Source organism: Marinomonas sp. G8-14 (assembly GCF_055808935.1).
This window is the reverse complement of record NZ_CM147891.1, coordinates 2,111,277-2,137,326: the sequence shown is the minus strand read 5'-3', so window position 1 is coordinate 2,137,326 and position 26,050 is coordinate 2,111,277. Positions and strand designations below refer to the sequence as shown.

The window sequence follows — 26,050 nt, the reverse complement described above, 5'->3', positions numbered from 1 at the left end:
TAAGGTTGTCGCAGAAGGTGAGTTGTCATGAACATTAAAGATGTCGCTGCATTAGCAGGGGTTTCTCCCGCGACAGTCTCACGGTGCCTAAACAAGACCGCACCCTTAAGTGACGTCGTTCGGGCACGTATTGAAAAAGTGATCGAGTTGACTGGATACGATGCCAATCATTCTTCTAAGCAAGTGGATTGGAATCATAATCCAACCATAGGGGTGATGATTCCCAGTTTGCTGAATCCGGTCTTTTCGGAAATTGTGGCAGGTATTCAGCAACGAGCCCGGCATTTTGGCTACTCTGTCGTTGTGGTCGATACCCAATATGAGCGCAGCCGTGAAAAACAGGCCATTATTGATCTGATTCGCCAACGTGTTATAGGGGTGATTTTGACAACGACGTCAGTAGAAGACAACGAGGCCTTATCTTTACTGCGAGAGTTCCGCTTTCCTTTCTGCTTGGTTCATAACCAATCCTCAGATGAACCGTGTGTTTATGTTGACAACTATCAGGCTGGTTGCGATGTGGCAGAGCACCTGCTGTCTTTGGGGCATCGCAAGATTGGTATGGTCGCGGGGCGTTTTCAATCGTCCGATAGAGCAAAACAGCGCTATTTAGGATTCACTGAGCGGCTCAACAAAGAAGCCGCACTATCCTCAGCACTGTTGATGGAAGTCGATCAATATGCGTTAACCCCTTTCAATCAAACCCAATGGTCATTTTTTGATTCGCCTAGTGCTCCTACTGCGTGGTTTTGCAGTAACGATTTGTTGGCATTGAAGCTAGTAAACCATCTCAAATCCAAAGGTGTCTCTGTACCAGAGTCTGTTTCTGTGATCGGTTTTGATGGCATGGCGTTGGGGCAAATTTTGTATCCACCATTAGCCACGATCCAGGTACCGCATCATGACATGGGACTGTGTGCGGTGGACCTGTTGTTTAACGCTAAGCATAACGCGGCGTTGTCTTTAGCAAGAAAGTTAGATTACCAAACCCACTTTGTGGGGACTGTGGCTGAATGTCAGCCATCCATAATGTGAAGCGTTCTTTAAATAGAGGAGAAAGTTGGATGAGTATCTTTAAAAAAGTGTCGACATTAGCGGTTCTATCGTTGGGACTGACAACAGGAGCGTCCTACGCAGCGGATGCGATTTGTTACAACTGTCCACCGGAATGGGCGAATTGGGGTGGACAGCTTGAATTGATCAAAAAAGAGCTAGGTATTTCTATCCCAATGGATAATAAAAACTCGGGCCAGTCTTTGTCGCAATTAGTCGCAGAGGAAAACAGTCCGGTAGCGGATGTTGTTTATTATGGTGTGTCTTTTGGGATCAAAGCGGCAGAAAAGGGTGTTGTTGCATCCTATAAACCGAAAAACTGGGACAAAATTCCTCAAGGCTTGAAGGACCCTCAAGGTCGCTGGTTTGCGATCCATTCTGGCACCATTGGTTTTTTTGTTAATAAAGACGCGCTTGATGGTAGACCCGTTCCACAATCATGGAACGATCTTTTAAAGCCAGAATATAAGGGAATGGTCGCTTATCTTGATCCGACTAGTGCCTTCGTTGGTTATGCTGGTGCGGTGGCGATTAACCAGTCGTTCGGTGGCGACATGAGTAACTTTACCCCTGCGATTGATTATTTCAAAAAACTGGCTAAGAACCACCCCATCGTGCCAAAACAAACCGCCTATGCGCGTGTTATTTCGGGAGAGATTCCTATTTTGCTTGATTACGACTTCAACGCATACCGTGCCAAATACAAGGATGGCGCAAATATTCAGTTTGTCATTCCTCAAGAAGGTTCTGTTGTTGTGCCTTATGTGATGAGTGCGGTGAAGAACTCACCGCAGCCAGACAATGGCCACAAAGTATTGGATTTTGTTTTATCCGATAAAGGTCAGCAAGTCTGGGCTGAAGCTTATCTTCGCCCCGTTATCGCTTCTGCGATGACGCCTGATATTGAAGCGAAGTTCCTTCCGGCATCAGACTATGAGCGCGCGAAAACCGTCGATTTTGCCCAAATGGCAGAGGCTCAAGGTGATTTTTCTCAGCGCTATTTAAACGAAGTTCGTTAATTCCATGATGGAAAGAGCGGTACGTAGACCGCTCTTTTTTGCACTGGATCCTGTTTAAGTCACCTGGTAATGACATGTTTTTATGAAGCAAAATAAGCAATATCTTCTACTCATTATTCCCGCGCTGATTGTCAGTCTGGCATTTTTTCTATTGCCAATGGCGAAGCTGGTATGGCTTTCATTGGCTGAGCAGCATGGCATTAGCTATTGGTACATCTTGACCAAGCCGATGTATTTAAAAAGCCTTTGGTCGACCTTTCTGCTGTCTGCTGTGGTGACCATTGCTAGTTTGGTGATTGCTACTATTGTGGGGTTGTTTTTGACTCGCTATGAGTTCAAAGGCAAATCGATATTGGTCGCCATGTTGAGTTTTCCGTTGGTGTTTCCCGGTGTGGTGATTGGTTTTTTTGTCATTATGTTGGCGGGGCGACAAGGTTTATTTGCTGAACTTGGCCTTGCTTTGACGGGCGAACGCTGGACGCTTGCCTATTCTATTTCAGGTCTTTTTATTGGCTATTTGTACTTCTCCATTCCTCGTGTCGTGCTTACCGTAATGGGTGCGGCGGAGAAACTGGATCATAACTTGATTGAAGCGGGTCGCTCGTTAGGTGCCAATCGCTGGCAGTTATTGCGAGATGTGACTTTGCCTGCATTAACGCCAGGGTTGATTTCCTCTGGCTCAATTTGTTTTGCCACTTCTATGGGTGCGTTTGGTACAGCGTTTACTTTGGCGACCAACTTAAATGTATTGCCGATGACGATTTATACCGAGTTTACATTGAATGCGAACTTTGCCATGGCGGCGGCGCTGAGCTTGATCCTAGGTTTTATCACGTGGCTGTGTTTGACCATCGCGCGTCGCCAAGGTGGTTCGTCATTAGGAATGGGAGGCTGATATGAAAAAGGGTGTGTATTTTTATCTGCAGCTTACTTTCACCTTGCTTGTTTGTGCTTTCTTGATTGTGCCGATTTTTATGTCGATTACGGCAGGCCTGACCAATAACTATTTTGTTGGAATCAAGAGCGGTTTGACCTTTCGTTGGGTTGAGCAGGTGTGGGCACTGTATTCCGATACCATTTGGTTAACCATGGGAATTGCCTTGGTGACTACTTTGGTGAATCTCTGCGTAGGCGTGCCTTGTGCCTATTATTTAGCCCGAACACGCAGCAAATTATCAGCGTTTTTGGATGAATGTTTGACGCTACCCATCGCCATTCCTGGTATGGCTATTGCGCTTGGTTTGATTTCTGTTTATGGCGGTATCAGTGAGTTTCGTATGAGCTGGCTCTTTATCTTAGTTGGGCATGTGATTTTTACGTTGCCGTTCATGGTGAAGTCGGTATTGGCGGTTTTACAAAGTATCAATTTTCGCGTTTTGGAAGAAGGTGCTGCTAGTTTGGGAGCAAGCTTCTGGCAGCGTTTTTTTCATGTCATCGTGCCCAATTGCAAAACAGGTATTGTCAGTGGCGTCTTAATGACACTGACCTTGTCCGCTGGGGAATTTAACCTGACGTGGATGTTGCATACACCACTGACTAAGACCTTGCCAGTTGGTTTGGCGGATTCATATGCCTCCATGCGGTTGGAAGTCAGTTCAGCCTATACGTTGATTTTTCTAGGAATGATTTTGCCTTTATTGATCGCGGCGCAATGGCTGAATCGCAAACCTAAACGCACGGCTTAATACGAATTTAGCCGCATCTACGAATAAACAAGATGAGTAACATAATGAAAAATGTATCAACAAGTGTGGCGATCACCTTAAAGCAGGTTCAGAAAACTTTTCCAGATGGCACGCTGGCCCTGCAACCCTTGGATCTACACATTGAAAAGGGTGAAATTTTAGTTTTACTTGGGCCTTCTGGTTGTGGCAAAACCACGACGTTGCGCCTTATCGCTGGCTTAGAGTTTTGTGATCAAGGCGGCCAAATTTTGTTTGGTGAAAGAGATGTGACCAATATTGCCATCGAACAACGTCGAGTCGGCATGGTGTTTCAATCCTATGCCTTGTTTCCCAATATGAATGTGAGCGAGAACATCGCTTATGGTTTACGAGTACGCGGTGAAAGCAAAGTGTTAAAAGAGAGAAAAGTCCAAGAAATGCTGACTCTCTTTGATTTGGAGCCTTATGCCGAGCGTGGTATTGATCAACTGTCTGGGGGGCAGCGTCAGCGAGTCGCTTTGGCGCGAGCCATTATTACCGAACCTGAAGTGCTCTTGCTCGATGAGCCTTTGTCTGCCTTGGATGCCTTACTGAAAAAACGCTTAAGAACGGACATTAATGCCTTGTTGAAACGTTTAGGCATCACGGCCGTCTATGTAACTCATGATCAAGAAGAAGCCATGGCGATGGGAGATCGTATTGCTATTTTGGATCACGGTGACATTGCGCAAATTGGCACAGCTGAGGAAATTTATTTGTCGCCTAAAAGCGAATTTGTCGCCAACTTTATTGGTCAGATGAATCATTTCGATGGTCTGTTGCATGGCCAAGCTCTGTCGTTTAAATCAAATTTCATTGCGTTACCTGAAGCCTTGTATTCCCCCCATAAAGAGGGCGAACGGCTGCGTTGTATGACTCGTCCTGAAGACATGCGTTTAATAGCATTTGAAGACGCTACCCTAAAAGGTGCGGTCTTTCATAGTGTGTTTTTAGGAGACAGAACACGTGTATTGGTAAGTGTTGAAGGTGTGACCGAATTGCTGCATGTAGATTGTTTTGAACGAAAACGTTACAGCAGAGGAGATCGAGTCGGTTTATTGGTTCCGCCTTTGCGCGTGGTTCTGTTGCCAACAAAGGAAACGGAGGATATGTCATGTTGATCGCACAATTGACAGATTTACATATCAAAAAAAATGGCAAAATAGCCTATCAAAAAGTGGATACCTTACAGTGCTTAAAAAATGCCGTGAGCCATATCAATGCTTTAATACCTCAACCTGATTGGGTGGTAGTAACCGGTGACTTAGGCGATTTTGGTACCCCTGAAGAATACGATGTCTTAGTGCCTGAGCTGAAAAAGCTCAAGGCGCCTGTCAAAGTGATTCCAGGGAACCATGACCACAGAGATCACCTTCGTGCTGCCTTTGAAGGATTTGCAAGTTTTGATCACCCTGAATACTGCCATTTTTCCCAATTAGTCGATGGCTACCATTTAATTGGTCTAGATTCCTCTGTTTTGGGTAAACCTTATGGGAAACTGGCGCCAGAATCGTTAGCTTGGTTGGATGCCAAGCTTTGTGAACAAAACGCATTGCCGACAATGATTTTTCTTCATCATCCGCCGATGAAGGTAGGCATTGATCATATGGATGTGCAAAAACTTCTCAATGACGATGATCTATGGCAGGTGCTTCAACATCATGAGCAAGTCAAAGGCTTGGTAGCTGGGCATTTACACCGTGCTATATACGCCACATGGAATGGCTTGCCGGTTTGGGTTGGACCATCTCATAGTCATGCCGTGACCTTGGACTTAAACCCCAATGCGCCATCGAGGTTTTCCCTTGAACCGCCTGCTATTCAGTTGTTCAAGCTTGAACTAGACAGCGTGGTTAGTCATATCAGTTACATTGAATCAGCAGAAAAGTCAGCAGGACCGTTTCCTTTTTTCGACGAGAACAACAAGCTGATTGATTGAGATCGTATCAGCTTTATTAGTTTGAGAGCTTGTCATATTGAATGACAGGCTCTCGCTTTATGACAGGTGAGTTTTTGGATTAGATATTATCTTCTCCCCACGCTGGGTAATCACTGTATCCTATTTCAGAACCGCTAAACAGCGTCGATCCGTCAAAGGAGGCAAGTGGTAGGTTTTGCTCTAAACGTCTGGGTAAATCTGGATTCGCTATAAAGTCTCTCCCAAAAGCAACTAGGTCAGCATAGCCATTTGAGATGACCCATTCCGCGCTAGGAAGGTCGTATTTACCAGCAACTATTATTAGACCACTGAAATTTTGGCGTATTGTTTGTCTAAACGATTCAGTGAACGTTGGTGCATCGTCCCAATCAGCCTCGACAAGGTGTAGATAGGCAATGCCTAGACAATTTAAGAACTCAGTGGCGTCGCTAATTGTTGGTAAAATATCTGGGCAATTCATACCTCGTGCGGTTAAAAACGGCGCTAAGCGGATGGCTGTGCGCTGTGGACCTATTTGGTCGGCCACTGCAATAACTACTTCTTTTAGGAGACGCAGACGGTTTTCTCGTGAGCCGCCATATTCGTCGTGTCGAATGTTGGAGGTGGTGCGAAGAAATTGATCGATCAAATAACCGTTTGCTCCGTGAATTTCAACACCGTCGAAACCTGCATCCATGGCATTTTGTGCCGCATGTCGAAAATCCTTGATGATGGCTGCAATTTCTTTTTTGCTTAATGCTCTAGGAGTTGGGCAATCGACCATGATTCCTCTATTGGTGGTAGGGTCTACTTTCCATATTTGTCCTTCGAATGGCACTGCGGATGGCGCCACAGGCAAATCTCCTTGGTGAAAATCTGGGTGAGACATACGGCCAACGTGCCAAAGTTGTAGAAATATTTTACCGCCTTTGGCATGAACCGCTTTCGTCACTAAGCGCCATCCTTCCACTTGTTCTGCACTGTGAATTCCAGGGTAAAAGAGTAGCCTTTTCCTTGCGGTGATATTTGTGTTGCTTCGCTAATAATAAGCGCTGCTGATGCGCGTTGTGCGTAATAGATCGCATTCATTTGATTCGGTACATCTCCAGGTTGAGTGCTTCTAGCGCGAGTCATTGGCGCCATAACAACACGATGTGGTCGTTCTTGTCCTAAAAATGTTAGCGGTGAAAAAAGTGTTGTCTGAGTGGTATTGTTCGTTGGCATTTTGGTTATCTCCTAATGAATAAATGACTATCTAAGGGAATATTATTCATCTGTTTTATATTTTTGATAATTGGTCTATTGTTTGAGCTATTATCAAATTATTTGGAATAATGATGCAGAATATTGGTGATATTAGACTGTTTGTCGAAGCGGCAAACTTAGGAGTTATCTCGGCGGCGGGTCGCAAGTTGGGATTGTCGCCAGCCGCTGCGAGTGCGCGGCTTAATAATCTTGAAACGCAATTAAAGTCTCGATTGTTTGAGCGGACAACGCGCAGCCTTCGTCTTACTGATGAAGGCAAAGCTTTTCTGTTGTATTGCCAACAAGGCTTGCAGGCGCTTGATGATGGTTTTGCTTTTCTAGAAAATCGCACTCAGGCTGTTAGTGGTCGAATTCGTATATCAGCCACATCAGACTTTGGCCGACATATGCTTACTGGCTGGCTGGATGAATTTAATGCGATTTATCCTGATGTGCAGTTCACTTTGTTACTGTCTGATTCTTTATCCAGCTTGCATCGAGAGGATATTGATTTAGCCATTCGTTTTGGCGAGCCTCAGGATAGTTTGTTTATTACCCGTAAATTAGCGAAAAATAGACGTGTATTGTGTGCCTCTCCTGATTACCTTAAAAGATTTGGCTATCCCCAATCCCCTGAGGACCTTGTTCGGTTCCCTTGTATTGTCTTAAGTTCGAATAATGGCCCGATCATTGATTGGCGCTTCACTAGCTCAGAGGAAGTAGAAAGTGTCCGGGTTTCGATGGACAATGCACGAGAAACGAATGATGGCGCGGTAGCTCGTCAGTGGGCGATGGATGGTCATGGAATTGTCCTAAAATCTATTTGGGATGTGGCGAAGGATATTCATGAAAAGCGTTTGGAAATAGTATTACCAGAATGGACCTCTGCTGAGGTTCCTGCTCATGCTTTGTATCATCGTAATCGCTATATGCCAGCGAGAGTCCGAGCGTTTCTTGATTTTCTACTTAAGCGTTTTGATGAAGAATCACAGCGTTTATTGCCTATTTAATCGTGGTGGTGTTCATGGCGAACATCTTCTGTATTGGATTCTAGCGCTTCGAGTATGGTGCAATGTTCGGCGCTTTCTGTGCCGCCACAGCACGCATCGGACAGGCGTTGTAACGATGTTTGGAAACGTATCAGTTCAGCGAGTTTTTTTCTACTTCTGAGAGTTTTGTATCCACCAGCACTTTTACATCGGCGCAGGCATTGTTGGCTTTGTCGATTTCAATCGATAACAACTCTCGGATTTCGGCAAGAGTAAAGCCAACCGATTTTGCTCGTAAGATAAACTGCAGAATCTCTTTGTCTTTTTCTGTGTAAAGACGATAGCCAGATTCAGAACGATGGGAAGGCGTCAGTAAGGCGTTTTTTTCATAGAATCGTAATGTGTCATGGTTGATTCCACAGGCTTTAGCCAGTTCACCAATTTGGTACATTTTCGTTTCTCCTGTCATTTTTCTCCTTGAGTATAACGCCTTGTCGCGCTAAAGCACGACATCACAAAAAGAGGTCGCGCCTTTAGGCTTGCTTGATGCTTATTGTCTTAGGCTGATTATGGGCCAGTTTTTGGCTTGTGCGGTGGCTGCCAAAATAGGATCAGGGTCTACTGCTACGGGGTAAAGGGCTTTTTCCAGCAGTGGGATATCATTATGGGAGTCGCTGTAGAAGTAGGTGTCTGTCATCTCGTAGCCCTGTTCTTGATGCCCATTGTAGCGCACGGGTGACTTTGCCTTCTCGAAAGGTGGGAACGCCCGTTAATTCACCAGTAATGTGACCATTTTTGATTTCAATATCAACGCCTAACGCATGTTTTACGCCTAGGTAGCGGGCAATAGGTGCCACGAGGTGAATGCCTGTGGCAGAAATAATGACCACCTCGTCGCCAGCGTCTTGGTGTTGTTGAATTAACGCTTGGGCTTTGGGCAGCGTCATAGACACCACAACATCCTGAATGAAGCGCTCAATAAAAGCCGCTATTGTTTCTGCGTTTAAGCCAAATAAAGGCGACAAGGTATAACGCATGTAATCTGCAAGGTTTAAATTGCCTGCATCATAGTCTGCCATGTAAGCATGATTGACAGCCAAAAAGTCGCTCGGAGTGGGCAGTTCATTCGCGGCCATGTATTCCGCAAACGCTTGGGCGGTATCGCCTGCGACCAGTGTGTTATCAAGGTCAAAAAATGCCAGTGCCATTGTGCTTCCTTATTGATGTGTTAAGTAAATAGGTCAGTGTGAAACGAAATTTGCTAGCCCAGTGCTACGGCGATTAGACCAATAAACGTAATGGCAACGCCGATTATTTTGGGGCCTTTTAGTGACTCTCCAAAGCCAATCACCGCGAAGAGTACACCTAGTGGAATGCTTAATTGCCGAAACGCCACCACGTAGCTGACGTTATCCACAAAGGCCATGCTTAAAATCACCAGAGAGTAGGTTCCTAACATGAGCGCCCCAGTAAACAGCGCTGCGCGCCATTGGGTTCGACTCAGAAAGGACAATTCCGTACGCTGTTTTTGCGTGCTTAATACAATGGTTATCATCCAAATAACGGAAAACGCACTTTGCAAGGCGACATAGACCAAAGCCACTTCACTGGCGCTGGCGATCGTATCGCCTGCGTCGTTGGTTAAGCCTCGCATTAGTTGTGTCGCACGATTGTCTACTAAAGAGTACCCAGCGGTCGCAAATGCCGCGACCAGGGCAAAAGCCGTCGTGCGGTTTTGATAGTTGGAGAGTTTTAAGGCTCGAAAGCTTGGTAAGGGGATAAACAAACAGCCAATTACGATGAATACGATTCCAGCTACCGCTTGCGCGGAAACGTTTTGCTGTTGACCAAGAAAAAGCTGGAAATGCACACGACGATTAAGGGTGAGGAACGAGCGATAGGGTAAGCAATCGACATATCGCCAGCTTTATACGCTTCAGCCAATCCCCATAAATAGAAAGACTGAAATAACCCTGTTAACAGCAGCAAGATCAAAATGTCGTTATTGAGGGCCAGTATCAGTGACCAGTGGTAAAACACCACTGGGGAAAAAACCACGGTGCCCGCCACCATAGTGAGAAAAAAGAATCCCAAGGTGGGGCTGGTTTTTTTCCGAAGAAATTCCAGCCCGCGTGCATAAAGGTGGAAATAAGCACCAAGATAATGGCGGTTATCGTCATGTAAAGCGACTCCTAGCGTCGGCGCCAATGCTGCGTATGTTTGAGCAATACGCTGCCTAATAGCCAATGAATCAAGCGGGCGACCATACAGGTCAGCATAATCATGACCGCCATGGCCGCCGCCGGAGCGATATCACCCGCTTCGTCCATGTTTAACACGGCCACAGAGGCCAAATTGGTATTGTATGAGTATAAAAACACCAAGGCTGATACCGTCGTCATGGCATTCACAAAAAGGTAACTGGCTATGTCGAGTACTGCGGGCATACACACCGGCAAGGAGACGCGCCAAAAAGTGAGGATTTGCGGCACTTTAAGGGATGCGGACACGGCTTCAAATTCTGTGTCGATCTGTTTGAGCGCGGTGGTCGCGGTTAAATGACAGACGGTGTAAAAGTGGCTGATAGTGCATACCACTAGAATGGTCATAGTGCCATAAATACCATTGAGCGGGTTGTCTGGTGCGTTGAAAAAGAAGATATAGGCTAGGCCTAAAACCAAACCAGGTACTGCCAACGGCAGAATGGCGAACAGATGGAAAAGCCATTTAAGCACAGCAAAACCGGCCAGTTTTGCGACTAGGTAAGATTGGAAAAAGATAAAAATGGTACCAATAATCGCCGTATAGGATGCCATTTGGATGGAGTTCCAATAGGCTGCCCAACCGCCACCGTCCATAAGGTCAAAGTTATAATTTTTCAGTGATAAGCTTAAATTATAAGGCCAAAAAGTCACCAAAGAGGCGTAAACGGCCATAGCGATAATGCTCACTATAAAGGCCGATATGAAGCACATAAGCCCGAGAAACACCTTATCAACCAAGGGACGAGCGGGTGGTGTCCACGGCACGGCTTTGGAGGTAAGCAGTGCAGACTGACGGCGTTGTAGCCAACGGTCCGTTGCAAAAGTGAGTATCGCAGGTAACAAGAGTATGACACTGACAGCGGCACCCATTTCAAAATTTTGTTGGCCAATGACTTGTTTATATATGTCGGTGGCGAGCACGTTGAATTGACCGCCAATGACTTTGGGCACACCAAAATCGGTAATCACCAGAGTAAAAATAACAAAAGCCACACTGATGATGCCGTATTTAGCAGCGGGCAGGGTGACAGTGAAAAAAGTGCGCATGGGCGATGCGCCCAGTGCTTCTGCGGATTCGTATAACCTCGCGTCGGTGTTAGCGAGGGCGGTTAACATGATCATCAAGGCGTGAGGAAAGGTCCAAAAACAGGAGCCGATAATGATACCGATGGGGCCGTAAATGCTTTCTCCCATCAGTAATTCTTTGAGAATCCCTTGGTTACCAAATAAATACACCAAGCTAATCGCAGGCAGCAAAGACGGCGCTAAGATTGGCAAAACCAACAGGGTGCGAAAGGTGTTTTTTAGCGGAATGCGGGTACGACTAATGGCGTACGCAGCTAAAAAAGACAGACTGGTTACAATGATGGTCGATATTAAAGCAATCGATAACGAGTTACTGACGGAATTAAATAAGCTAGGAGTGGACACAAATTGGGCAAAGTTGGCTAAGCCGACAAATTGTCCGTCGCTGTTTTGCACACTTTTAGACAGCAGAGTATAAAGCGGCAAGACCACACAAATAAATAACCCAAGTACGCCAATGATCAATACACCGCCAAGCGACCATTCATCTAGGCTACGACGTCCAAGCCAAGGTCGTTTGGTTGTCGTGAAGGTGGCTTTATTGGTCATGGTTTGACTCATGCCGCACCCCCAAACACATGCAGACGATCCTGTGGTAACTGACACTGAACGGTTTGGCCTTGTTTTAACTGTAAGTTAGCCATTTCATTCATAGAAATATCGGCCAATATTGGGCGCTTGTGGTTGTCCAGTTTTAATAATGAACGGACCCGTGAGTCCCAAGAATTCTAGATGAATGACCTGAGCGCTGAGCGTATTGTTGTCATGTTGATTGGTTGAGAAACGCACGTCTTCTGGGCGAATTGCTAACTGCGCTTTGTCTCCTAGCATAAGGTGAGTGGATTGATCGCAATGCAGTGTTAATTGACCGGATTGCATCTGTCCCGCGCCTGTGACTTCGGCACTGAGAAAATTCATTTCACCAACAAACTCGGCGACAAAAGGGGAGTGTGGGTGGGCATAAACATTTTGTGGCGAGCCAATTTGTTCGATCACGCCTTGGTTCATCACGACGATTTGATCGGCCATGGTTAGGGCTTCTTCTTGGTCATGAGTCACCATGATGGTTGTGACGCCCAATTTTTCTTGCAGTTGTTTGATTTCTTGACGCAGATGCGCACGTACTCTGGCGTCTAAAGCAGAAAGTGGTTCGTCGAGGAGCAATAATCCGGGGGACGTGGCGAGCGCTCGGGCAAGCGCCACGCGTTGTTGTTGACCACCTGATAGTTGCGCTGGGTATTTGCTTTCGCTTCCTGACAGGCCGACGGTAGCCAATAACTCTTTGACACGAGGCTCGGCGGTCATTAACGGACACCTTTTGGGATACAAGGCCATAGGCGATGTTGTCAGCGACGGTTAAGTTGGGAAAAAGCGCATAGGACTGAAAGACAATACCGAAGTCTCGGTGTTTGATTGGGGCGTGGGTTATGTCCTTACCCGCTTGTAAGAGAACACCTGAGGTTGGCGTGTCTAAGCCAGCAATGATACGCAATAAGCTGGTTTTGCCACACCCTGAAGGACCTAAGAAACAGACAAATTCCCCTTCGGCAATATGTAATGAAACATCTTTCAATGCTTGATGAGAGCCAAAGGATTGATGAATGTTATGAAGTTCCAAATAGGCGTTACTGGATACTTTGCTAGACATAGGTCGCCCTCTATTATAATCCTTGTAAAATACGGTTGATCAAAAAAACGTCAGACCCACATGGTACCGTGCGTCTGACGGGGCTTTCTTGATCCCACTTGTTTCACTCTGTGATTGGCGTGTGGGAATTATTTTGGCTCACTTTTACTGTCATAACGCTGTTGCCATTTTGTTAAAATCGCATCGCGGTTGGCCGCTGACCAGGCAAAGTCGTTTTCAATCATTAGTGCTTCGGCATTGGCTGGGAAGTATTCGACAGGTTGTGCAATGCCTGGCATGGCCACCACAGCATAGCCTTCGTTGTACATTTCATTGGCTTTTTGAGAGGCGGCCCAATCCGCTAGAATTTTGGCTGCTTCAAGCTTGTCAGTACCTTTGATGATGGCCGTAGCTTCCATGTCCCAGCCTAGACCTTCGGTTGGAAAAACGATGTCCAGTGGTGCGCCTTCTTTTTTGGATTTGGCTGCACGAAAAGCAAACGAAATACCAATCGCGGTTTCTCCTGATGCCGCTAACTTACAAGGTTTAGATCCTGAATGCGTATAGGTGCCAATGTTGTTGTGAAGCGCATCCATGTATTCCCAGCCTTTGTCTTCACCAAACAGTTGTAACCAGCTGCTGACGTCTAGATAGCCTGTGCCCGATGAACTAGGGTTTGGCATAACGATGTGACCTTTATAGACAGGGTTTGTGAGATCTTGCCATGAAGTCGGTTTAGGTAAGCCAAGCTTTTCTGCTTCGATTGTGTTGTAGCAGATGGCGGCCATCCATGCGTCCATGCCCGTCCACATAGGATTGTCTGATGTGTCTTTAAATTTAGGGGACAGTTGATCGTAGTTTTTTGGCTTGTAACTTTCGAGCATATTTTCGTTTTTGAGCAGCATTAAGCTAGTCGCCGCTAAGCCCCAAACGACATCGGCTTGAGGGTTGGCTTTTTCTGCTAGTAGTTTAGCCGTAACTATGCCTGTTGAGTCACGTACCCAATTGATTTTGATGTCTGGATAGTCTTGATTGAAGCGAGCCGCATATTTTTTCAAATCTTCCGCTTCTACGGCAGAGTAGACAGTGAGTTCTGTTGTTGCTGCGTGAGCGGCTATGGAAACCATACCGATACCGGCGATAGCACTAAGACTTTTAATTAAGGGCTTAATAGTCATCTTCACTTCTCCATCTTTCATCATTTGACATTGACTTAAACTGGTATATACCAGATTGAGTAAGCAAAATATCAGCCAAATATGTCAAATCGATGACATAAGGGTGAATTTATTTGGCTGTGGCAAGAGAAGAAAGGCCCTTTCCATGGAAAAGGCGCTGGAAGTAGGGTGCTACAAGGTCATTCAGTCTCGGATGGCGATGTTGATCGTAACGGCATCATGCCGCCAAAACTCGTAATCCACCTCGAGTACTTGTTTGTCTGCTGTGTAGTTAATACGTTCGATATGTAGTCCTGGCTGCCCCGCTGAAATGCCCAAATCATTGGCGGCGCTGCTTGGTAACGATGTGGATTTAAAGACCAAATCCATGTCTCGATATTCCCGCTGATAGTTGTTTTTCAATAGCTGACTTAAAGACTGAGTAAGGTCTTCTTTTTCGATGTCGGGTAATAATCTTGTGTTGATGTACATTTTTTCAATCAATACGGGGCGTTGATTGATATAGCGACGGCGATGAAGATATAGAACAGGTGCGTTCTCAGGAATGTTCATTAATTGGGCAATATAGCCGTTGGCGGGTTCAATTTGTTGCATTAATTTTTCTGTATGCGGCACGAACCCTTGTTCAGTGACGTACAAATTAAAACTAAGATGACTGGATGGGTTGTATACCACAGCAGGTGGCGTTACAAACCAGCCTTTACGATTCTGTCGATAAATAAGACCTTCTGCTTCCAGATTTTGTAGCGCTTGTCGAACAGTGATGCGGGTAAGTTTGAATTGTTCCCCTATCTCTCTCTCCGATGGTAACTTGCTGCCTGATTTTAGGGTTTTTAGCTCAATCAGTTCGCGAAAGTAGCTTTGCAGTTGATAGTAGTGATGGGTGGACATGGGGCGTTCCTATGAGAAAACAGCTTTGTACGGCAGGGGTGGAAAAAGCACCGTACAAAATAGCGTTTTGATGATCATAGGTCAAAACAAAGATAATGTTTTCGGGTGAAGCCATGTTGCTCGACTTTTTACTTTTCTTTCACATTTCTTTGTCTATAGTGTTGCCCTTTCAATCTGGCCCATTTCAAAAAAAGCCAAGCATTTTTTACACTTGTTCGAGGAATAACGTAGGTCAACAACGATGGATATATTACAGAGTGGTATTTTAGGTTTGGTGGAAGGGGTAACGGAGTTTTTGCCTATCTCTTCAACGGGTCATTTGATTGTGGTCAGTCAGTGGCTGGGTATGGAGCAAACAGAGGGCAATAAAGCATTTGAGGTGATTATTCAATTGGCGGCGATTTTGGCTGTTATTGCCAATTATAAAGCGCGTTTTACACCTCGGCATTTTCGTTTGTGGTGTCAAGTTTTTGTGGCATTTTTACCGGTTGCTATGGTGGGTTTTTTGTTTCGTCACCAAATAAAAGCCCTGTTTTCCGTGTCGGTTGTGGCCACCATGTTTATTGTGGGTGGTATTGTTTTTTTAATGGTGGAAAGATGGCTTAAGCATCAATCTCCCAGTGTTGAAAACTTAGATAACTTGAGCTTTAAACAAGCTTTGTGGGTTGGTTTTGCGCAACTATTAGCGCTTATTCCTGGTACTAGTCGTGCCGGTTCTACCATAGTGGGGGCTTTATTGGTGGGTTTAAGTCGTAAAGCCAGTGCTGAGTTTTCTTTTTTACTAGCCTTACCGGTGATGATGGCGGCCTCAGGTTATGATTTACTGTCAAACTATCAGGAGTTTGCCGGCGAGCAATGGCAACCTTTGGTTTTTGGTTTTGTAGTTGCCTTTTTTAGTGCGTTTGTGGTGATGAAGTTACTTATGGCATTTTTAGAAAAGTTCACCTTTGTCGCATTTGGTTGGTATCGAATTTTGTTTGGCGTGCTGCTCTTGTTTCTTGCCCAGTGATTATATCACTCCTTACTTTGAATCAATTGGATGTGGTTTAAGATAAACATCGAACAGTGGTTTACACAGAGGCAGAGATGTTTTGTAATGCTTTAAAGTGTTTACCTTATTGAGCCTGTAAGCTGTTGGGAATGTGTGTTATGCATCGTTGTTTACCATGTGGTCTGTTGGTTTCTTTGTTGCTGAGTGGATGTGCGTCTTCCGATAACACGCCAGTTTTGCGTTCATTGGATTCGTTCAAAGGAGAATCCGCTTGTTATGACAGACAAACTGAACCCTACACCGCTGTGGTGGATACGCACTTGCATTATCGTCCGTTTGATGGCCGGGCGATTCCGTTTAATGAGGTGAATGACTACTTATCGCAGACCAGTGTTCGATTTGCTAACGTGTATGGCATCGGGCAAATGTTGCCGTCAGATTCTCTTTGTTCTAATTATTTAAAATGCCCTGGCACGCCCGTGTCGCCTACCACGCGCAATGATTTTGTCAATGCCGCCAATATGCTGGAATACAAACCAGATGATCTTCATCTGACGTTGTCTATGACCTTTACCGATTTGTCAGACCCCGAGTCTCACCGTTGCCCTGATGACGCTTTATGAAAAGGAGTACCCAGGGTTATTTCATTGGATGGGGGAGGTGAATTTGGTGAAGCAAGCGCAATTCAATAATCGTCATAAACCCGCTACTGCACAAAATATCACCCAATGGGCCGGTTTTATGGCGGAGTTAAGAGCGAGAGATTATCCAATCACCATTCATTCAGACATTGGTAATGATGCCTCACCTACCTTATATTTGCCTTTAATGGAGCGGGCGTTAGCCTTGTACCCACATAACAAAATAGTTTGGGCGCATATGGGCTTGTCTTATGAGCAGACAGACATGAAGGCTTCTGAACACATTGCTATTTTATCGCGTTTATTGGACCAATATCCGAATTTGATGATCGACATATCATGGCGAATTTTAGAGGATTATTATTTTAGTAAGGCGGCCAATCAGCCTTTGTATGTGGCTTTTCTTAATCGTTATGCAGAGCGTATTTTGCCAGGCTCAGATTTTGTTGCCTTCCGAGGCAATAATTTTAAGGTTTACCAACAAGAATTAGAGGTCACGAGTCGCATACTTCAATATTTGGATGATAATGCATTTCGCAATATTGCGCTGGGAGAGAATTATTTCAAATTATTGAATCTTGATTATCAGGCTCCTATGGTGTGTAAACGCTAAAAAGTATTGCCGATGGTTTCTTCTGATTTGCTTTATTTATTCAATGTCTTTCGTTGTTAAATACGCTTATTTGTTTCATGCTTTTATTTCTTCACTTAGGAGGCGTTGAGTATGAAAAAGTTTTTTTCTGCGGTCCCCAATCGAGGGCAGTCATTAGGCGAAGAAGTTGCTAATAGTATCAGTCATGGACTGGGGCTAGTAGCGGCGATTGTAGGTACGCCGTTTCTTATTTTAAGTGCTATTGATTACGCTGATCTGAGTTTTCTAGTTGGCGTCAGTATTTTTTCTGGCACGATGATTTTGCTCTATTTGGCATCAACACTTTATCATGCAATGCCAAAAGGTAAGGCGAAATATGTGTTTCGTGTGATAGATCATTCTGCGGTGTATTTACTGATTGCAGGCACTTATACACCGTTTACCTTGGGGGTGTTACAAGGCGTATGGGGATGGTCGCTGCTGGCAGCGGTTTGGACCTTGGCACTGGTTGGTGTGGCTCTAAAAGCCTTTGGAAAGGCATCCCATCCTGCCATTTCTACAACCTTATACGTTATTTTAGGTTGGCTTATCCTTATCGCAATTAAGCCTCTCGTTTTACTAATGGAGCCAAATGGCTTGATTTTGTTGGTACTGGGCGGTGTTCTTTATACTTTGGGTGTGGTGTTTTTTGTGATCGATTCAAAATTACATTACGGTCATTTAGTGTGGCATTTGTTTGTGGTCGCTGGAACGGTTTGTCATTATTTTGCGATTTTTTATTATGGTGCCTAGGCGCATGTTTGGCAAAGACAGGATAGCGTCTTGTTATTGATCCATTTTCGTTTGCCATCTGTGCAATGTTTTCAGTTGTTCGAGCAACAAGGATTTGTTGTTTGGTGTCAGTTCATTAAATAAGCTCAACATCATTCTTGCTTCATAAGTGAAATGAAGGTCGATTGGGTTCCCCGCATGTTTTTCCTTATCATCTTCTTGCTGTAAAAAATTGACTATGTCTTCGGGAGAATGCTCGCTGGCAGCGTATAAAATCGATGGTTTAGTATCTAACGCTATGGCCAGCTTTTGTAAGACTTTTTGTGAGGGCTGCCTTTGACCTTTTTCAATGCGTGAGACATTGCTGGTGGCCATGTCAGCCTCCAGTGCGACTTGTTCTTGAGTCATTTTACGATGGATACGCAAAATTTTAATAACGTGGCCAATATTCATGGCAAGATTATCCGTTTAATTTTGCCTATATGGCAAAACCTGACAGGCAATTTGCTTGACACTTTTTGCCATATAGGCAATATTGGTGACAATTTGTGTCTTAAAGACAAATAAAAGACGGTATTTTGTGTTAATCGAAGCATGCAGTAGAAGGATTGACTTGTGAAAACAGAGAGGATGAATACTGGGCATGATTGGCAGGAGTTACAAGAAACGAATCATGGCTTTATTGTGTTAGACAGTAATGATTTGATTGTTTCTTGTAACGATAAAGCGCAAAAAATGCTGTCTTCTTCCCGTTTTTTTTCAAAAAATGATTCTCTATTGCCTCAGGGGTGCTTTTGGTCTGAAGCCGAACTGCGCACTTATTCTGCTGCTGAATTTAAAAGTATGGCAGGAAAAAGCATCACGCTTTTGTTTACGCCTGCTCACAGCGAAACTTATGAAATAAAGGTTCAAGTGGAAGCTTTTCAATTGCTTGGTCAGCATTTTTGTAGCTTGCTTATTCAGGACGCTTGTCTTACTTCCGATGACTACGCAGGCTCCTACTTAAGTGATGGCCGTCAGCCCTTAAGTATGGCTCAGATGTTAAAAACAGATTTGCAACTGAACAAATTAGTCTTGCATTATCAGCCTCAAATTAATGTGTCGAATAATTGGCTTTATGGTGTTGAGGTGTTGGCTAGATGGCATCATGAAGAGCTTGGTCATGTTTCCCCTGACGATTTTATTGCTTTAGCAGAAAATTTTGGGTTAATTGCTGAGCTGGATTTATGGGTACTTCGTGAAGCATGCCGGCAACTGGCGTCATGGCGTAAAAACAATATACAAGTTCCTCTCATTGCAGTTAACTTTTCCCCTTATAGTTTTAACTCTCCAAATCTTGTCGATACTATTCAAAGTATTTTACAAAAAAATGGTCTTTTTTCTTCTGACCTTGTTTTAGAAATCACCGAAAGTAGAAAAATAACATTGTCTGACTCCTTTATTAATGTGATCGATGACCTTCATTCAATGGGAATTGCAATATCGTTAGATGATTTTGGTACGGGTTATTCCAACCTAAAACGATTACTGAAGTTTCCCGTATCACAGCTTAAGTTAGATAGAGCATTTGTTAGTAAGCTTCCTAGTAAATTATCTAAAGAGTTAAGTGACGTTGTCTTTTCCATTGGTCAAAAAATTGGAGCCGTATCCATTGCTGAGGGTGTTGAAACCTTACAACAATTATCTTATTTAAAAGCAATAGGATACGAAGTCATTCAGGGGTATTTATTCTCTCCGCCGTTATCTGTGTTTAATTTTGAAGAGTGGTATTTAAAAACATACTAGTTTTCAAGACTTCATAAAAAAATACAGTTTTTGTTGTTTTTTTATGTTTTTTTGGTTGTATTTAAACTTGATGAAAAAATTATAGAGGGTGAAAAATGTTAAGGAATACAAATATTCGATCGCGGTTGCTGGTGAGCTTTTCATCGGCAATCATTCTGATGATTATTCTAGGTGGCGTCGGCATCTCTACGATGAATAAGATTCGATCGAATTCAGAATTGATTGAAACAAATATTCTTCCGGCCATTACAAGCTTGGGGGATATGAGTACGGATCTGATGCGAGTAAGGATCTTTACACTAAGACTGTTAACTGCAACAAGCGGAGAAAGTAAAAATGAAATATTGGCAACTATAGAAGCTATAAAAAATAATGTCGCTAAGTCTCGTACTGAATATGAGTCAACGATATTTTTAGATAGTGAAAGACGTTTGTTTGATCGATTTAAAGTCGTAGAGTCTAATTACTATAAACTTCAGTCTGAAGTTGCGAGCTTGTCTGTACAAAATAATAAAGAGGCATATATGGCTCTTGTGCCGGATATGAATCATGCTGCAGATGATATGGTGAAATTGTTACGAGAGATTGTGTCCGCTAATCAGAAAGGGGCTGATGAAGCAAGTATAGACTCGTTAAAAGCATACAATGAAGGGTTTGTTTTAATAAATATCGTTATCGTTATTTCTGTGGCTTTGGGGGTTGCGATTGCTATGGTGTTATCAAGAAGTATTAATAAACCACTTCTAGAAGCGGTAAATTCTGCCGAGATCATTGCTAAAGGGGATTTGACTCAGGCCATTGTACCAGAAGGTAAGGATGAATTGACTCGTTTAACCAATGCACTTAAAGCAATGCAGGGCAATCTACGAGAAGCCATTGTTCACATTGGTGATTCTTCTAGTCAGTTGGCTTCGGCGGCTGAAGAATTAAGCTCTGTTACGGAAAGTTCGTCGAATAGCCTGATGTTGCAAAATAACGAGATTCAATCCGCAGCGTCTGCTATAGCGCAAATGAGCCTCAGCGGTGGATGAAGTGGCTCGAACAGCACAGCAAACCTCAGAAGCTTCTGCTGATTCAGCCACATTAGCGGCAGAAGGTAAAGCACGAGTTGGTGAGACAACGGCTGTAATTCTTGATATGAATAAAGAGATGACAAACAGCACTCGAGTGATTAATCAATTGGCTGAGCAAGTGGCGTCAATTGGTCAGATTTTGGATGTGATTCGAGCTGTGGCAGAGCAGACCAACTTATTGGCCTTAAACGCGGCAATAGAAGCGGCTCGTGCGGGGGAAACGGGCCGAGGTTTCGCGGTTGTCGCCGATGAAGTCAGAAATCTTGCCCATCGTACCCAAGAGTCTACAGGTGAAATAGAGACCATGGTACGTCAGGTTCAGCTTTCGGCCAATGAGGCGGTTACGTCTATGGAAAGCACAAGCCAAAAAACTAATCAAGCACAAACCGTTGCCGCTGAAGCGTCTAAGGCATTAGAGCAAATTACCGCACGCATTATTGCTATCAGTGACAGTAACCACGTGATTGCCAGTGCGGCAGAAGAGCAGTCTAACGTGGCAAAAGAAATAGACGGTAATATCACAACCATTAGTGACTTAGCCGCTCAAACGGTTGTCGGAGCGAATCAGACCAGCGCCAGTACGGCAGAACTGACTCGACTAGCGATAGAGCTTAATGAGCTGGTGGTGAAGTTTAAAGTATAGGTTTTGTTTGTTAAGTAAGGAGGCTCTCGTTGACGAGAGCTTTTTGTTGCCTATACAGATCGACTGTTTGGTTTTTCTTGATATTGGCTGGGTTAATATCTTCTCATTGAAATCCGGTGTATATTGGTTTTTCTTACCAATTTGCAGCCACTTATGACCATTGCTCTTAAAAATATAACCGACTCCGATGTGACATGTTCGCAGTGTCAAGCATGCTGTTGTCGCATGGAGGTGATGATCATCAGTGACACTGGCGTACCTGATAGGCACATATCGGTCGATGAGTGGGGTGGTGAGACCATGCTGAAGTTGGAAGATGGTTGGTGCTCAGCGGTCGACAGAAACACGTTTCTTTGTACGATTTATGAGAATCGTCCATGGATTTGCCGCGAGTTTGAAATGGGCTCTGATGAATGTCGAGAAGAGTTTAATATCATCAAGCAATGACAGACGGTCACTGCTTGATGATAAGTTGCGACCTTAAAGTCTATACATGGCGCAAAGTTTATTACCTGATGGGTCTCTTAAATACGCCAAATACAATTTCATGGTTCCTAATGAGCGAATCCCTGGCGCGTCTTCACAGCTTACTCCGCCATTTGCTATCCCTGCCGCATGCCAAGCATTTACCGTTTCTTCAGATGTGGCTGAAAAACCAATCGTACTACCATTGCCGTGACTGGCCGCTTCGCCATTTATTGGTTTCGTAATCGCAAAGGTACCAGTATCTGTGCGATAAAAGCATCGGCCTTTGGGATCAACAAAGCCTTCGCCATAGCCAAGTGCTTTAAACGTAGCATCATAAAATGCTTTTGACGCTTGTACATCATTGGCGCCTAACATAATGTGGCTGAACATGGTGTTTTATCCTTATTTTATGACTGTTGTTCGATGATGCTTTATCTCACAGCAGTGCGTCTTATTCAAATGCTGAAAAGAGGATTTTTGATGCAGGCAATGACCATAGGTTTTAATTCAGAGTATGCAGAAGAGGCCCCCAGTCTTGAAGAAATTAATGCTTTAAGGGGATATGTTCTGTTGGAGTTTGGTGCGCCTTGGTGCGGACACTGTCAAGCGGCTCGTGACGCCATAGAAGACACAATGAAGTCAAATGCCGAGATGGCTCATATCAAGGTGTTTGATGGTAAAGGGAAACGACTTGGACGGCAATTTGGTGTTAAGCTTTGGCCCACTTTAATCCTGTTGCAGGATGGGCAAGAAGTGAAGCGCATTGTACGTTTTACGTCAAAAGATGAGGTGCGCGAGTTAATGGCGTCTTGCTTCGTTTTGTCTAAACCTTAATGTCAATGAGTCGGCCGATGGTTTTATCGGAGGCGTCGATGACTCTAGCATTGGCTTTTGCTTCTAGCTCACTGCTTTTGGCTTCCAGTAAGCCATCTTGAATGGCGGAGCCATATCTAGAGTTAGCTTGGGTGTTATTTTGACCAAGTGTTTGAGTTGATGCGTTGGCTACTTTTTGGCTGGCGAGGTCTAATCTCTCTTGGCTGCGTTGTAAGCCTTGTTGACCATAGGGGAATGAGGTGTTGTTGATTTGCATAAATAGCCTTTTTATACCTGCAGCATCATTTTTTAACTTGCACTAAATACTAGCATATAAAGAGAGTGTTTTTTAACCAGTGATTGTTTTTTTATGTGTGTGATGGATATCAGTTGTAATGGGGAGGTGTATATGGGTCATAGTATGAAAAGAGCGTTGATGGTTGGCTCATTGGTTTTAGGTATTTTATCTCCGGAAGTGGTATCAGCAAGAGCAACGGATTCTGTGTCGGTTAATGTGATTGATGCGGCCAATAAAGCACTTTTTTTCAGGCTCTAGACAATTATCAAGTTAAACCACATTCCCTGTCTTATGCCGATAAAATGGACGTCTTGAGTCAGGTGTTACTAGGGGCTGTATACGTCGGCGGCAGTGTTGGTGAAGGGAAGCAAGGGAAATATGACCAAGATCCTTTGGTTCGTTTTGATGTATTTGATTGTACTACTTATGTTGAAACTTTGTTGGCAGGCGTTATGTCGACGTCTTCGGCTGAGTTTGATGCTAATCTCATGGCACTGCGCTACAAGGATGGCGAGGTTTCTTTTGTGTCACGTAACCATTTTCCTAGTTTGGATTGGTTTCACAACAATCAAGACAAATTACTGGATATCACGCCAGAAGTGGCAGGAGGCACCGCCCGAGTGGCGCAAACTGTTATTGATAAAGCCACTTGGTATCAGCATCTTACTGGTGAGACTTTAGGCTGTGATGCCACATCTTCTAATAAGTGCGCAACGCTGTTGGGTCAGCTAAAAGCTGAGGGCAGCGCTTTTTCACCAGAACCTGCTTACCTACCTTATGTGCCTTTGACCGCCTTGTTTGTTGGTGCTGAGAGGAGAGTAGACCAAGCTTTACTAGATCGTATTCCTTCAGGCAGTGTGATTAGTATGGTGCGTCCTGATTGGTCATTAAAACAATGGATTGGTACTAATATGAATGTATCCCATCAGGGAATTGCTATTCGTAAGCAGGGTGAGCTTTTCCTTCGACATGCCAGTTTGACACACAAAAAAGTCATGGATGAAAATTTCGCGGAGTATTTTTCTCATTACACAAGTGGGGCCTCTTCACTAAAAGGCTTTAATGTTCACGTATTACGTTATTAACATTATTTTTTGCGATTTTGCTGTTTAAAGTTGGTACTAAAGTATTTCAAATGCAGCTCTAAAGCGTCACATGAGATGGTGATCTCTCTAACCGATAAATACAGAGAGTACATGAGACAAACCAAGCTGGCACCAAAAATATAGCTCCCAGCTTGTTGGTATTCCAAATAGATCGCCATCATCGACAATACGCAAAGAAAGAAACTGATTACCCCTGCTTCCTGCATGCGACGTATCAAATAAATACGTTTACGTAGGTTAGCAATTTGCTCTTTGATATTTTCATCTTCCAGTTTGGGATCAAAGTTACGAATAATGGAGGCCAAGGTGACAAAGCGATTGGTGTAAGCCAGTAGTAATAATGAAACTGCAGGGAATAGCATGGCGGGAGTGGTTAGTGTGATAATCATGATCTACCTTCATGGGAGAGTTAAAAATATCTTATTGCATTATTTTACGGTGTCATCCGTATGTTTAGTATCGTCCATAACCCTTCTGAAAGTATAGAAAATAAGCATTGTATCGATTTAACTACCTTCTATAATGCTGCATTAATAATGTCGGAATGGCTATTTGATAGTTGGTTCCGTCTTTCTAGCAACAAGAGAGATCAAAATGAGTGATATGCTAAGTATTGGCTTGCTGATTATAGCCAGTGCCCTGTTTGCTATGTCTGAAATAGGCATGGCCGCCGCGAGGAAAATCAAACTGCGAGTGCTCGCAGATGAAGGCAACATAAAAGCCCAGGCGGTGATAAAATTACAGCAAAAGCCTGGTGCGTTTTTCGCGATGATTCAGATAGCCTTGAATGCTATTGCTATTTTAGGCGGTATTATTGGTGAGCAAACGTTAACGCCTTATATCAGGCAAGTCGTGAACTTGATTTATTCTGGGCCATTATTAGATCAAATCAGCTTTGTCTTTTCGTTTCTTTGTCTTACATCCTTGTTCATCTTATTCGCTGATTTATTGCCAAAACGTTTGGCGATTATCATGCCAGAAGCAGTGGCTATCCGCATGGTAACGCCCATGCTGTGGGTGACGTTTATACTAACGCCAGTTGTTTTTCTGTTTAACGGCTTAACCAATACCATTTTGCGTATCTTAAATGTACCGATTGAGCGCGAAGAAATCGTTACCACGGAAGACATTGTTGCCATGATGGACGCTGGGGCGGAAGATGGCAGTCTACAGCGACAAGAATATCAGTTAATCGGTAATGTGTTTGAATTAGAAACACGAAGCATTTCCAGTACCATGACGCCAAGAGATCAGATTATTTATTTTGATATTGATGACAGCAGTGAAGAGATTAGTCAGAAAATCATTGATCATCCCCATAATGATTTTTTAGTGTGTGATGGCAGTTTGGATAAAATCCAAGGCATTATAGAATCAAAAGAAATTTTACGTTTGGTATTAAAGGGTGAACCTGCGCATATTAAACCAGAAAAAATTGACAAAGATGTGTTCTATTTGCCTGAAACACTGACTCTTTCAGAGGCTCTAAATGCCTTTAAAGTCGCGCCACAAGCGTTTGCCGTTATTGTTAACGAGTACGCCACAATCGTTGGCATTGTGACAGTAAAAGATTTGCTAGGCGGCTTTATGGGTGGCTTATTAACACCTCATGACGAAGAGCAAATCGTGCAGCGTGACGCGAACTCTTGGTTAATAGAAGGGCTTACACCGATCAATGATGTGATGCGCAGTTTGGGCATTGAAGAGTTTCCAGATCGCACCCAATATGAAACCTTGGGAGGGTTCATTACTTATAGCTTGAAGCGTTTGCCTAAGCGTACTGATTTTTTTGTTCATGAAGGCTATAAGTTTGAAGTATTGGATTTGGAAGGCGTTAGGGTTGAGCAACTTTTAGTCACCAAGCTGAAATAGATCGGATTATTTTTTTGAAATATA

33 protein-coding genes and 1 pseudogene are annotated in these 26,050 nt (G+C 44.0%); 19 read left to right on the top strand and 15 right to left on the bottom strand.

The features are described from left to right. Positions 1 to 27: 27 nt before the first annotated feature. The 6 genes from AC0L6V_RS11000 to AC0L6V_RS10975 all read left to right on the top strand — a co-directional run bounded on the left by AC0L6V_RS11000 (position 28) and on the right by AC0L6V_RS10975 (position 5,714). Entirely contained in the window at positions 28 to 1,035 is a 1,008-nt protein-coding gene (locus tag AC0L6V_RS11000; protein WP_409419803.1) for a substrate-binding domain-containing protein, read from the top strand. Between the two features lie 29 nt (positions 1,036 to 1,064). Further along, the gene (locus tag AC0L6V_RS10995) at positions 1,065 to 2,072 is read left to right on the top strand and encodes an ABC transporter substrate-binding protein (RefSeq protein WP_265218686.1); all 1,008 of its coding nucleotides are present in this window, start codon (positions 1,065 to 1,067) and stop codon (positions 2,070 to 2,072) included. An 82-nt stretch (positions 2,073 to 2,154) separates the two neighbouring features. Next, positions 2,155 to 2,967, top strand: a complete 813-nt coding sequence (locus AC0L6V_RS10990; protein ID WP_265218687.1) for an ABC transporter permease — start codon at positions 2,155 to 2,157, stop codon at positions 2,965 to 2,967. A gap of 1 nt (position 2,968) precedes the next feature. Beyond that, complete coding sequence (locus AC0L6V_RS10985) at positions 2,969 to 3,757, top strand: ABC transporter permease (protein WP_265218688.1); 789 nt, start codon at positions 2,969 to 2,971, stop codon at positions 3,755 to 3,757. Positions 3,758 to 3,801: 44 nt separating this feature from the next. Then, positions 3,802 to 4,896, top strand: a complete 1,095-nt coding sequence (locus AC0L6V_RS10980) for an ABC transporter ATP-binding protein (protein WP_409419802.1) — start codon at positions 3,802 to 3,804, stop codon at positions 4,894 to 4,896. Beyond that, positions 4,890 to 5,714, top strand: coding sequence for a phosphodiesterase (locus tag AC0L6V_RS10975; protein ID WP_265218689.1), 825 nt, complete (start codon positions 4,890 to 4,892; stop codon positions 5,712 to 5,714). The genes AC0L6V_RS10980 and AC0L6V_RS10975 overlap by 7 nt, the downstream gene beginning before the upstream one ends. A 79-nt stretch (positions 5,715 to 5,793) precedes the next feature. Here the strand turns inward: AC0L6V_RS10975 and AC0L6V_RS10970 are convergent, their stop codons facing one another. Both AC0L6V_RS10970 and AC0L6V_RS10965 read right to left on the bottom strand, forming a co-directional pair. Continuing rightward, entirely contained in the window at positions 5,794 to 6,645 is an 852-nt protein-coding gene (locus AC0L6V_RS10970; RefSeq protein WP_265218690.1) for an alkene reductase, read from the bottom strand. Beyond that, a complete protein-coding gene (locus tag AC0L6V_RS10965; protein ID WP_265218691.1) occupies positions 6,645 to 6,917 on the bottom strand; it encodes an oxidoreductase in 273 nt (90 codons plus the stop codon). The genes AC0L6V_RS10970 and AC0L6V_RS10965 overlap by 1 nt, the downstream gene beginning before the upstream one ends. Before the next feature lie 113 nt (positions 6,918 to 7,030). Here AC0L6V_RS10965 and AC0L6V_RS10960 point away from each other — a divergent pair, with 113 nt between their 5' ends. Further along, positions 7,031 to 7,948: a LysR family transcriptional regulator gene (locus AC0L6V_RS10960; protein WP_409419800.1), complete on the top strand. Its 918-nt coding sequence runs from the start codon at positions 7,031 to 7,033 to the stop codon at positions 7,946 to 7,948. A gap of 130 nt (positions 7,949 to 8,078) precedes the next feature. Here AC0L6V_RS10960 and zntR read toward each other — a convergent pair whose 3' ends face one another. The 9 genes and pseudogenes from zntR to AC0L6V_RS10915 form a co-directional block, all read right to left on the bottom strand. Next, a complete protein-coding gene (gene zntR / locus AC0L6V_RS10955) occupies positions 8,079 to 8,396 on the bottom strand; it encodes a Zn(2+)-responsive transcriptional regulator (RefSeq protein WP_265218694.1) in 318 nt (105 codons plus the stop codon). 193 nt (positions 8,397 to 8,589) lie between these two features. Continuing rightward, the gene (locus AC0L6V_RS10950) at positions 8,590 to 9,135 is read right to left on the bottom strand and encodes an HAD family hydrolase (RefSeq protein WP_418139019.1); all 546 of its coding nucleotides are present in this window, start codon (positions 9,133 to 9,135) and stop codon (positions 8,590 to 8,592) included. A 53-nt stretch (positions 9,136 to 9,188) separates the two neighbouring features. Next, positions 9,189 to 9,713, bottom strand: coding sequence for a hypothetical protein (locus AC0L6V_RS10945; protein WP_265218697.1), 525 nt, complete (start codon positions 9,711 to 9,713; stop codon positions 9,189 to 9,191). 29 nt (positions 9,714 to 9,742) lie between these two features. Beyond that, on the bottom strand, positions 9,743 to 9,985 hold the full coding sequence (locus AC0L6V_RS10940; protein ID WP_265218698.1) for a hypothetical protein: 243 nt from the start codon (positions 9,983 to 9,985) through the stop codon (positions 9,743 to 9,745). A gap of 134 nt (positions 9,986 to 10,119) precedes the next feature. Further along, a complete protein-coding gene (locus tag AC0L6V_RS10935; protein ID WP_409419796.1) occupies positions 10,120 to 11,838 on the bottom strand; it encodes a putative 2-aminoethylphosphonate ABC transporter permease subunit in 1,719 nt (572 codons plus the stop codon). A gap of 84 nt (positions 11,839 to 11,922) precedes the next feature. Continuing rightward, positions 11,923 to 12,582, bottom strand: coding sequence for an ATP-binding cassette domain-containing protein (locus tag AC0L6V_RS10930; RefSeq protein WP_418139018.1), 660 nt, complete (start codon positions 12,580 to 12,582; stop codon positions 11,923 to 11,925). Positions 12,583 to 12,637: 55 nt separating this feature from the next. After that, a pseudogene (locus tag AC0L6V_RS10925) lies at positions 12,638 to 12,925 on the bottom strand (ATP-binding cassette domain-containing protein); the annotation flags it as partial. Between the two features lie 128 nt (positions 12,926 to 13,053). Then, positions 13,054 to 14,082: a putative 2-aminoethylphosphonate ABC transporter substrate-binding protein gene (locus AC0L6V_RS10920; RefSeq protein ID WP_265218699.1), complete on the bottom strand. Its 1,029-nt coding sequence runs from the start codon at positions 14,080 to 14,082 to the stop codon at positions 13,054 to 13,056. A gap of 183 nt (positions 14,083 to 14,265) precedes the next feature. Next, on the bottom strand, positions 14,266 to 14,973 hold the full coding sequence (locus AC0L6V_RS10915) for a UTRA domain-containing protein (RefSeq protein ID WP_265218700.1): 708 nt from the start codon (positions 14,971 to 14,973) through the stop codon (positions 14,266 to 14,268). 241 nt (positions 14,974 to 15,214) lie between these two features. On the opposite strand from AC0L6V_RS10915, the gene AC0L6V_RS10910 reads away from it, so the two are divergent. The 4 genes from AC0L6V_RS10910 (at position 15,215) to trhA (ending at position 17,989) form a co-directional block, all read left to right on the top strand. Next, positions 15,215 to 15,982 carry an undecaprenyl-diphosphate phosphatase gene (locus tag AC0L6V_RS10910; RefSeq protein WP_265218701.1) on the top strand — a complete coding sequence of 256 codons (768 nt, stop codon included), beginning with the start codon at positions 15,215 to 15,217 and terminating at the stop codon, positions 15,980 to 15,982. A gap of 140 nt (positions 15,983 to 16,122) precedes the next feature. Further along, complete coding sequence (locus tag AC0L6V_RS10905) at positions 16,123 to 16,587, top strand: hypothetical protein (protein WP_418139017.1); 465 nt, start codon at positions 16,123 to 16,125, stop codon at positions 16,585 to 16,587. A 46-nt stretch (positions 16,588 to 16,633) separates the two neighbouring features. Then, the gene (locus AC0L6V_RS10900; RefSeq protein ID WP_418139016.1) at positions 16,634 to 17,218 is read left to right on the top strand and encodes an amidohydrolase family protein; all 585 of its coding nucleotides are present in this window, start codon (positions 16,634 to 16,636) and stop codon (positions 17,216 to 17,218) included. Between the two features lie 111 nt (positions 17,219 to 17,329). Next, complete coding sequence (trhA, locus tag AC0L6V_RS10895) at positions 17,330 to 17,989, top strand: PAQR family membrane homeostasis protein TrhA (protein ID WP_409419793.1); 660 nt, start codon at positions 17,330 to 17,332, stop codon at positions 17,987 to 17,989. Between the two features lie 33 nt (positions 17,990 to 18,022). On the opposite strand, the gene AC0L6V_RS10890 is transcribed toward trhA, so the two are convergent. Further along, positions 18,023 to 18,421, bottom strand: coding sequence for a helix-turn-helix domain-containing protein (locus AC0L6V_RS10890; protein WP_265218705.1), 399 nt, complete (start codon positions 18,419 to 18,421; stop codon positions 18,023 to 18,025). Positions 18,422 to 18,652: 231 nt separating this feature from the next. Here AC0L6V_RS10890 and AC0L6V_RS10885 point away from each other — a divergent pair, with 231 nt between their 5' ends. The 4 genes from AC0L6V_RS10885 (at position 18,653) to AC0L6V_RS10870 (ending at position 21,916) form a co-directional block, all read left to right on the top strand. Continuing rightward, positions 18,653 to 19,753: an EAL domain-containing protein gene (locus AC0L6V_RS10885; RefSeq protein ID WP_409419792.1), complete on the top strand. Its 1,101-nt coding sequence runs from the start codon at positions 18,653 to 18,655 to the stop codon at positions 19,751 to 19,753. Positions 19,754 to 19,848: 95 nt separating this feature from the next. Beyond that, positions 19,849 to 20,784, top strand: coding sequence for a HAMP domain-containing methyl-accepting chemotaxis protein (locus AC0L6V_RS10880; protein ID WP_265218708.1), 936 nt, complete (start codon positions 19,849 to 19,851; stop codon positions 20,782 to 20,784). 1 nt (position 20,785) lies between these two features. Next, positions 20,786 to 21,469 carry a methyl-accepting chemotaxis protein gene (locus AC0L6V_RS10875; RefSeq protein ID WP_265218710.1) on the top strand — a complete coding sequence of 228 codons (684 nt, stop codon included), beginning with the start codon at positions 20,786 to 20,788 and terminating at the stop codon, positions 21,467 to 21,469. 153 nt (positions 21,470 to 21,622) lie between these two features. Then, the gene (locus AC0L6V_RS10870) at positions 21,623 to 21,916 is read left to right on the top strand and encodes a YkgJ family cysteine cluster protein (protein WP_409419790.1); all 294 of its coding nucleotides are present in this window, start codon (positions 21,623 to 21,625) and stop codon (positions 21,914 to 21,916) included. A 33-nt stretch (positions 21,917 to 21,949) separates the two neighbouring features. Here AC0L6V_RS10870 and AC0L6V_RS10865 read toward each other — a convergent pair whose 3' ends face one another. Continuing rightward, entirely contained in the window at positions 21,950 to 22,327 is a 378-nt protein-coding gene (locus AC0L6V_RS10865; protein WP_265218712.1) for a VOC family protein, read from the bottom strand. 90 nt (positions 22,328 to 22,417) lie between these two features. Between AC0L6V_RS10865 and AC0L6V_RS10860 the strand changes: the two genes are divergently transcribed. Then, complete coding sequence (locus AC0L6V_RS10860; RefSeq protein ID WP_265218713.1) at positions 22,418 to 22,771, top strand: thioredoxin family protein; 354 nt, start codon at positions 22,418 to 22,420, stop codon at positions 22,769 to 22,771. Here the strand turns inward: AC0L6V_RS10860 and AC0L6V_RS10855 are convergent. Continuing rightward, positions 22,761 to 23,027: a hypothetical protein gene (locus AC0L6V_RS10855; RefSeq protein WP_265218714.1), complete on the bottom strand. Its 267-nt coding sequence runs from the start codon at positions 23,025 to 23,027 to the stop codon at positions 22,761 to 22,763. The two genes, AC0L6V_RS10860 and AC0L6V_RS10855, sit on opposite strands and share 11 nt — an antisense overlap. 132 nt (positions 23,028 to 23,159) lie before the next feature. Between AC0L6V_RS10855 and AC0L6V_RS10850 the strand changes: the two genes are divergently transcribed. After that, complete coding sequence (locus AC0L6V_RS10850) at positions 23,160 to 23,306, top strand: hypothetical protein (protein WP_418139015.1); 147 nt, start codon at positions 23,160 to 23,162, stop codon at positions 23,304 to 23,306. 62 nt (positions 23,307 to 23,368) lie between these two features. Beyond that, the gene (locus AC0L6V_RS10845; protein WP_418139087.1) at positions 23,369 to 24,133 is read left to right on the top strand and encodes an N-acetylmuramoyl-L-alanine amidase-like domain-containing protein; all 765 of its coding nucleotides are present in this window, start codon (positions 23,369 to 23,371) and stop codon (positions 24,131 to 24,133) included. A 2-nt stretch (positions 24,134 to 24,135) separates the two neighbouring features. Here AC0L6V_RS10845 and AC0L6V_RS10840 read toward each other — a convergent pair whose 3' ends face one another. Continuing rightward, positions 24,136 to 24,543: a DUF2721 domain-containing protein gene (locus AC0L6V_RS10840; RefSeq protein ID WP_265218717.1), complete on the bottom strand. Its 408-nt coding sequence runs from the start codon at positions 24,541 to 24,543 to the stop codon at positions 24,136 to 24,138. Between the two features lie 205 nt (positions 24,544 to 24,748). On the opposite strand from AC0L6V_RS10840, the gene paeA reads away from it, so the two are divergent. After that, a complete protein-coding gene (paeA, locus tag AC0L6V_RS10835; protein ID WP_265218719.1) occupies positions 24,749 to 26,026 on the top strand; it encodes a polyamine export protein PaeA in 1,278 nt (425 codons plus the stop codon). Positions 26,027 to 26,050 lie beyond the last annotated feature (24 nt).

Excerpts from the sequence above, each read along its gene's own strand:
- AC0L6V_RS11000 (WP_409419803.1), top strand. The coding sequence starts at position 28 with ATGAACATTAAAGATGTCGCTGCATTAGCAGGGGTTTCTCCCGCGACA.
- AC0L6V_RS10995 (WP_265218686.1), top strand. The coding sequence starts at position 1,065 with ATGAGTATCTTTAAAAAAGTGTCGACATTAGCGGTTCTATCGTTGGGA.
- AC0L6V_RS10990 (WP_265218687.1), top strand. The coding sequence starts at position 2,155 with ATGAAGCAAAATAAGCAATATCTTCTACTCATTATTCCCGCGCTGATT.
- AC0L6V_RS10985 (WP_265218688.1), top strand. The coding sequence starts at position 2,969 with ATGAAAAAGGGTGTGTATTTTTATCTGCAGCTTACTTTCACCTTGCTT.
- AC0L6V_RS10980 (WP_409419802.1), top strand. The coding sequence starts at position 3,802 with ATGAAAAATGTATCAACAAGTGTGGCGATCACCTTAAAGCAGGTTCAG.
- AC0L6V_RS10975 (WP_265218689.1), top strand. The coding sequence starts at position 4,890 with ATGTTGATCGCACAATTGACAGATTTACATATCAAAAAAAATGGCAAA.
- AC0L6V_RS10965 (WP_265218691.1), bottom strand. The coding sequence starts at position 6,917 with ATGCCAACGAACAATACCACTCAGACAACACTTTTTTCACCGCTAACA.
- AC0L6V_RS10960 (WP_409419800.1), top strand. The coding sequence starts at position 7,031 with ATGCAGAATATTGGTGATATTAGACTGTTTGTCGAAGCGGCAAACTTA.
- zntR (WP_265218694.1), bottom strand. The coding sequence starts at position 8,396 with ATGACAGGAGAAACGAAAATGTACCAAATTGGTGAACTGGCTAAAGCC.
- AC0L6V_RS10950 (WP_418139019.1), bottom strand. The coding sequence starts at position 9,135 with ATGGCACTGGCATTTTTTGACCTTGATAACACACTGGTCGCAGGCGAT.
- AC0L6V_RS10935 (WP_409419796.1), bottom strand. The coding sequence starts at position 11,838 with ATGAGTCAAACCATGACCAATAAAGCCACCTTCACGACAACCAAACGA.
- AC0L6V_RS10930 (WP_418139018.1), bottom strand. The coding sequence starts at position 12,582 with ATGACCGCCGAGCCTCGTGTCAAAGAGTTATTGGCTACCGTCGGCCTG.
- AC0L6V_RS10920 (WP_265218699.1), bottom strand. The coding sequence starts at position 14,082 with ATGACTATTAAGCCCTTAATTAAAAGTCTTAGTGCTATCGCCGGTATC.
- AC0L6V_RS10915 (WP_265218700.1), bottom strand. The coding sequence starts at position 14,973 with ATGTCCACCCATCACTACTATCAACTGCAAAGCTACTTTCGCGAACTG.
- AC0L6V_RS10910 (WP_265218701.1), top strand. The coding sequence starts at position 15,215 with ATGGATATATTACAGAGTGGTATTTTAGGTTTGGTGGAAGGGGTAACG.
- AC0L6V_RS10905 (WP_418139017.1), top strand. The coding sequence starts at position 16,123 with ATGCATCGTTGTTTACCATGTGGTCTGTTGGTTTCTTTGTTGCTGAGT.
- trhA (WP_409419793.1), top strand. The coding sequence starts at position 17,330 with ATGAAAAAGTTTTTTTCTGCGGTCCCCAATCGAGGGCAGTCATTAGGC.
- AC0L6V_RS10890 (WP_265218705.1), bottom strand. The coding sequence starts at position 18,421 with ATGAATATTGGCCACGTTATTAAAATTTTGCGTATCCATCGTAAAATG.
- AC0L6V_RS10880 (WP_265218708.1), top strand. The coding sequence starts at position 19,849 with ATGTTAAGGAATACAAATATTCGATCGCGGTTGCTGGTGAGCTTTTCA.
- AC0L6V_RS10870 (WP_409419790.1), top strand. The coding sequence starts at position 21,623 with ATGACCATTGCTCTTAAAAATATAACCGACTCCGATGTGACATGTTCG.
- AC0L6V_RS10865 (WP_265218712.1), bottom strand. The coding sequence starts at position 22,327 with ATGTTCAGCCACATTATGTTAGGCGCCAATGATGTACAAGCGTCAAAA.
- AC0L6V_RS10860 (WP_265218713.1), top strand. The coding sequence starts at position 22,418 with ATGCAGGCAATGACCATAGGTTTTAATTCAGAGTATGCAGAAGAGGCC.
- AC0L6V_RS10855 (WP_265218714.1), bottom strand. The coding sequence starts at position 23,027 with ATGCAAATCAACAACACCTCATTCCCCTATGGTCAACAAGGCTTACAA.
- AC0L6V_RS10850 (WP_418139015.1), top strand. The coding sequence starts at position 23,160 with ATGGGTCATAGTATGAAAAGAGCGTTGATGGTTGGCTCATTGGTTTTA.
- AC0L6V_RS10840 (WP_265218717.1), bottom strand. The coding sequence starts at position 24,543 with ATGATTATCACACTAACCACTCCCGCCATGCTATTCCCTGCAGTTTCA.
- paeA (WP_265218719.1), top strand. The coding sequence starts at position 24,749 with ATGAGTGATATGCTAAGTATTGGCTTGCTGATTATAGCCAGTGCCCTG.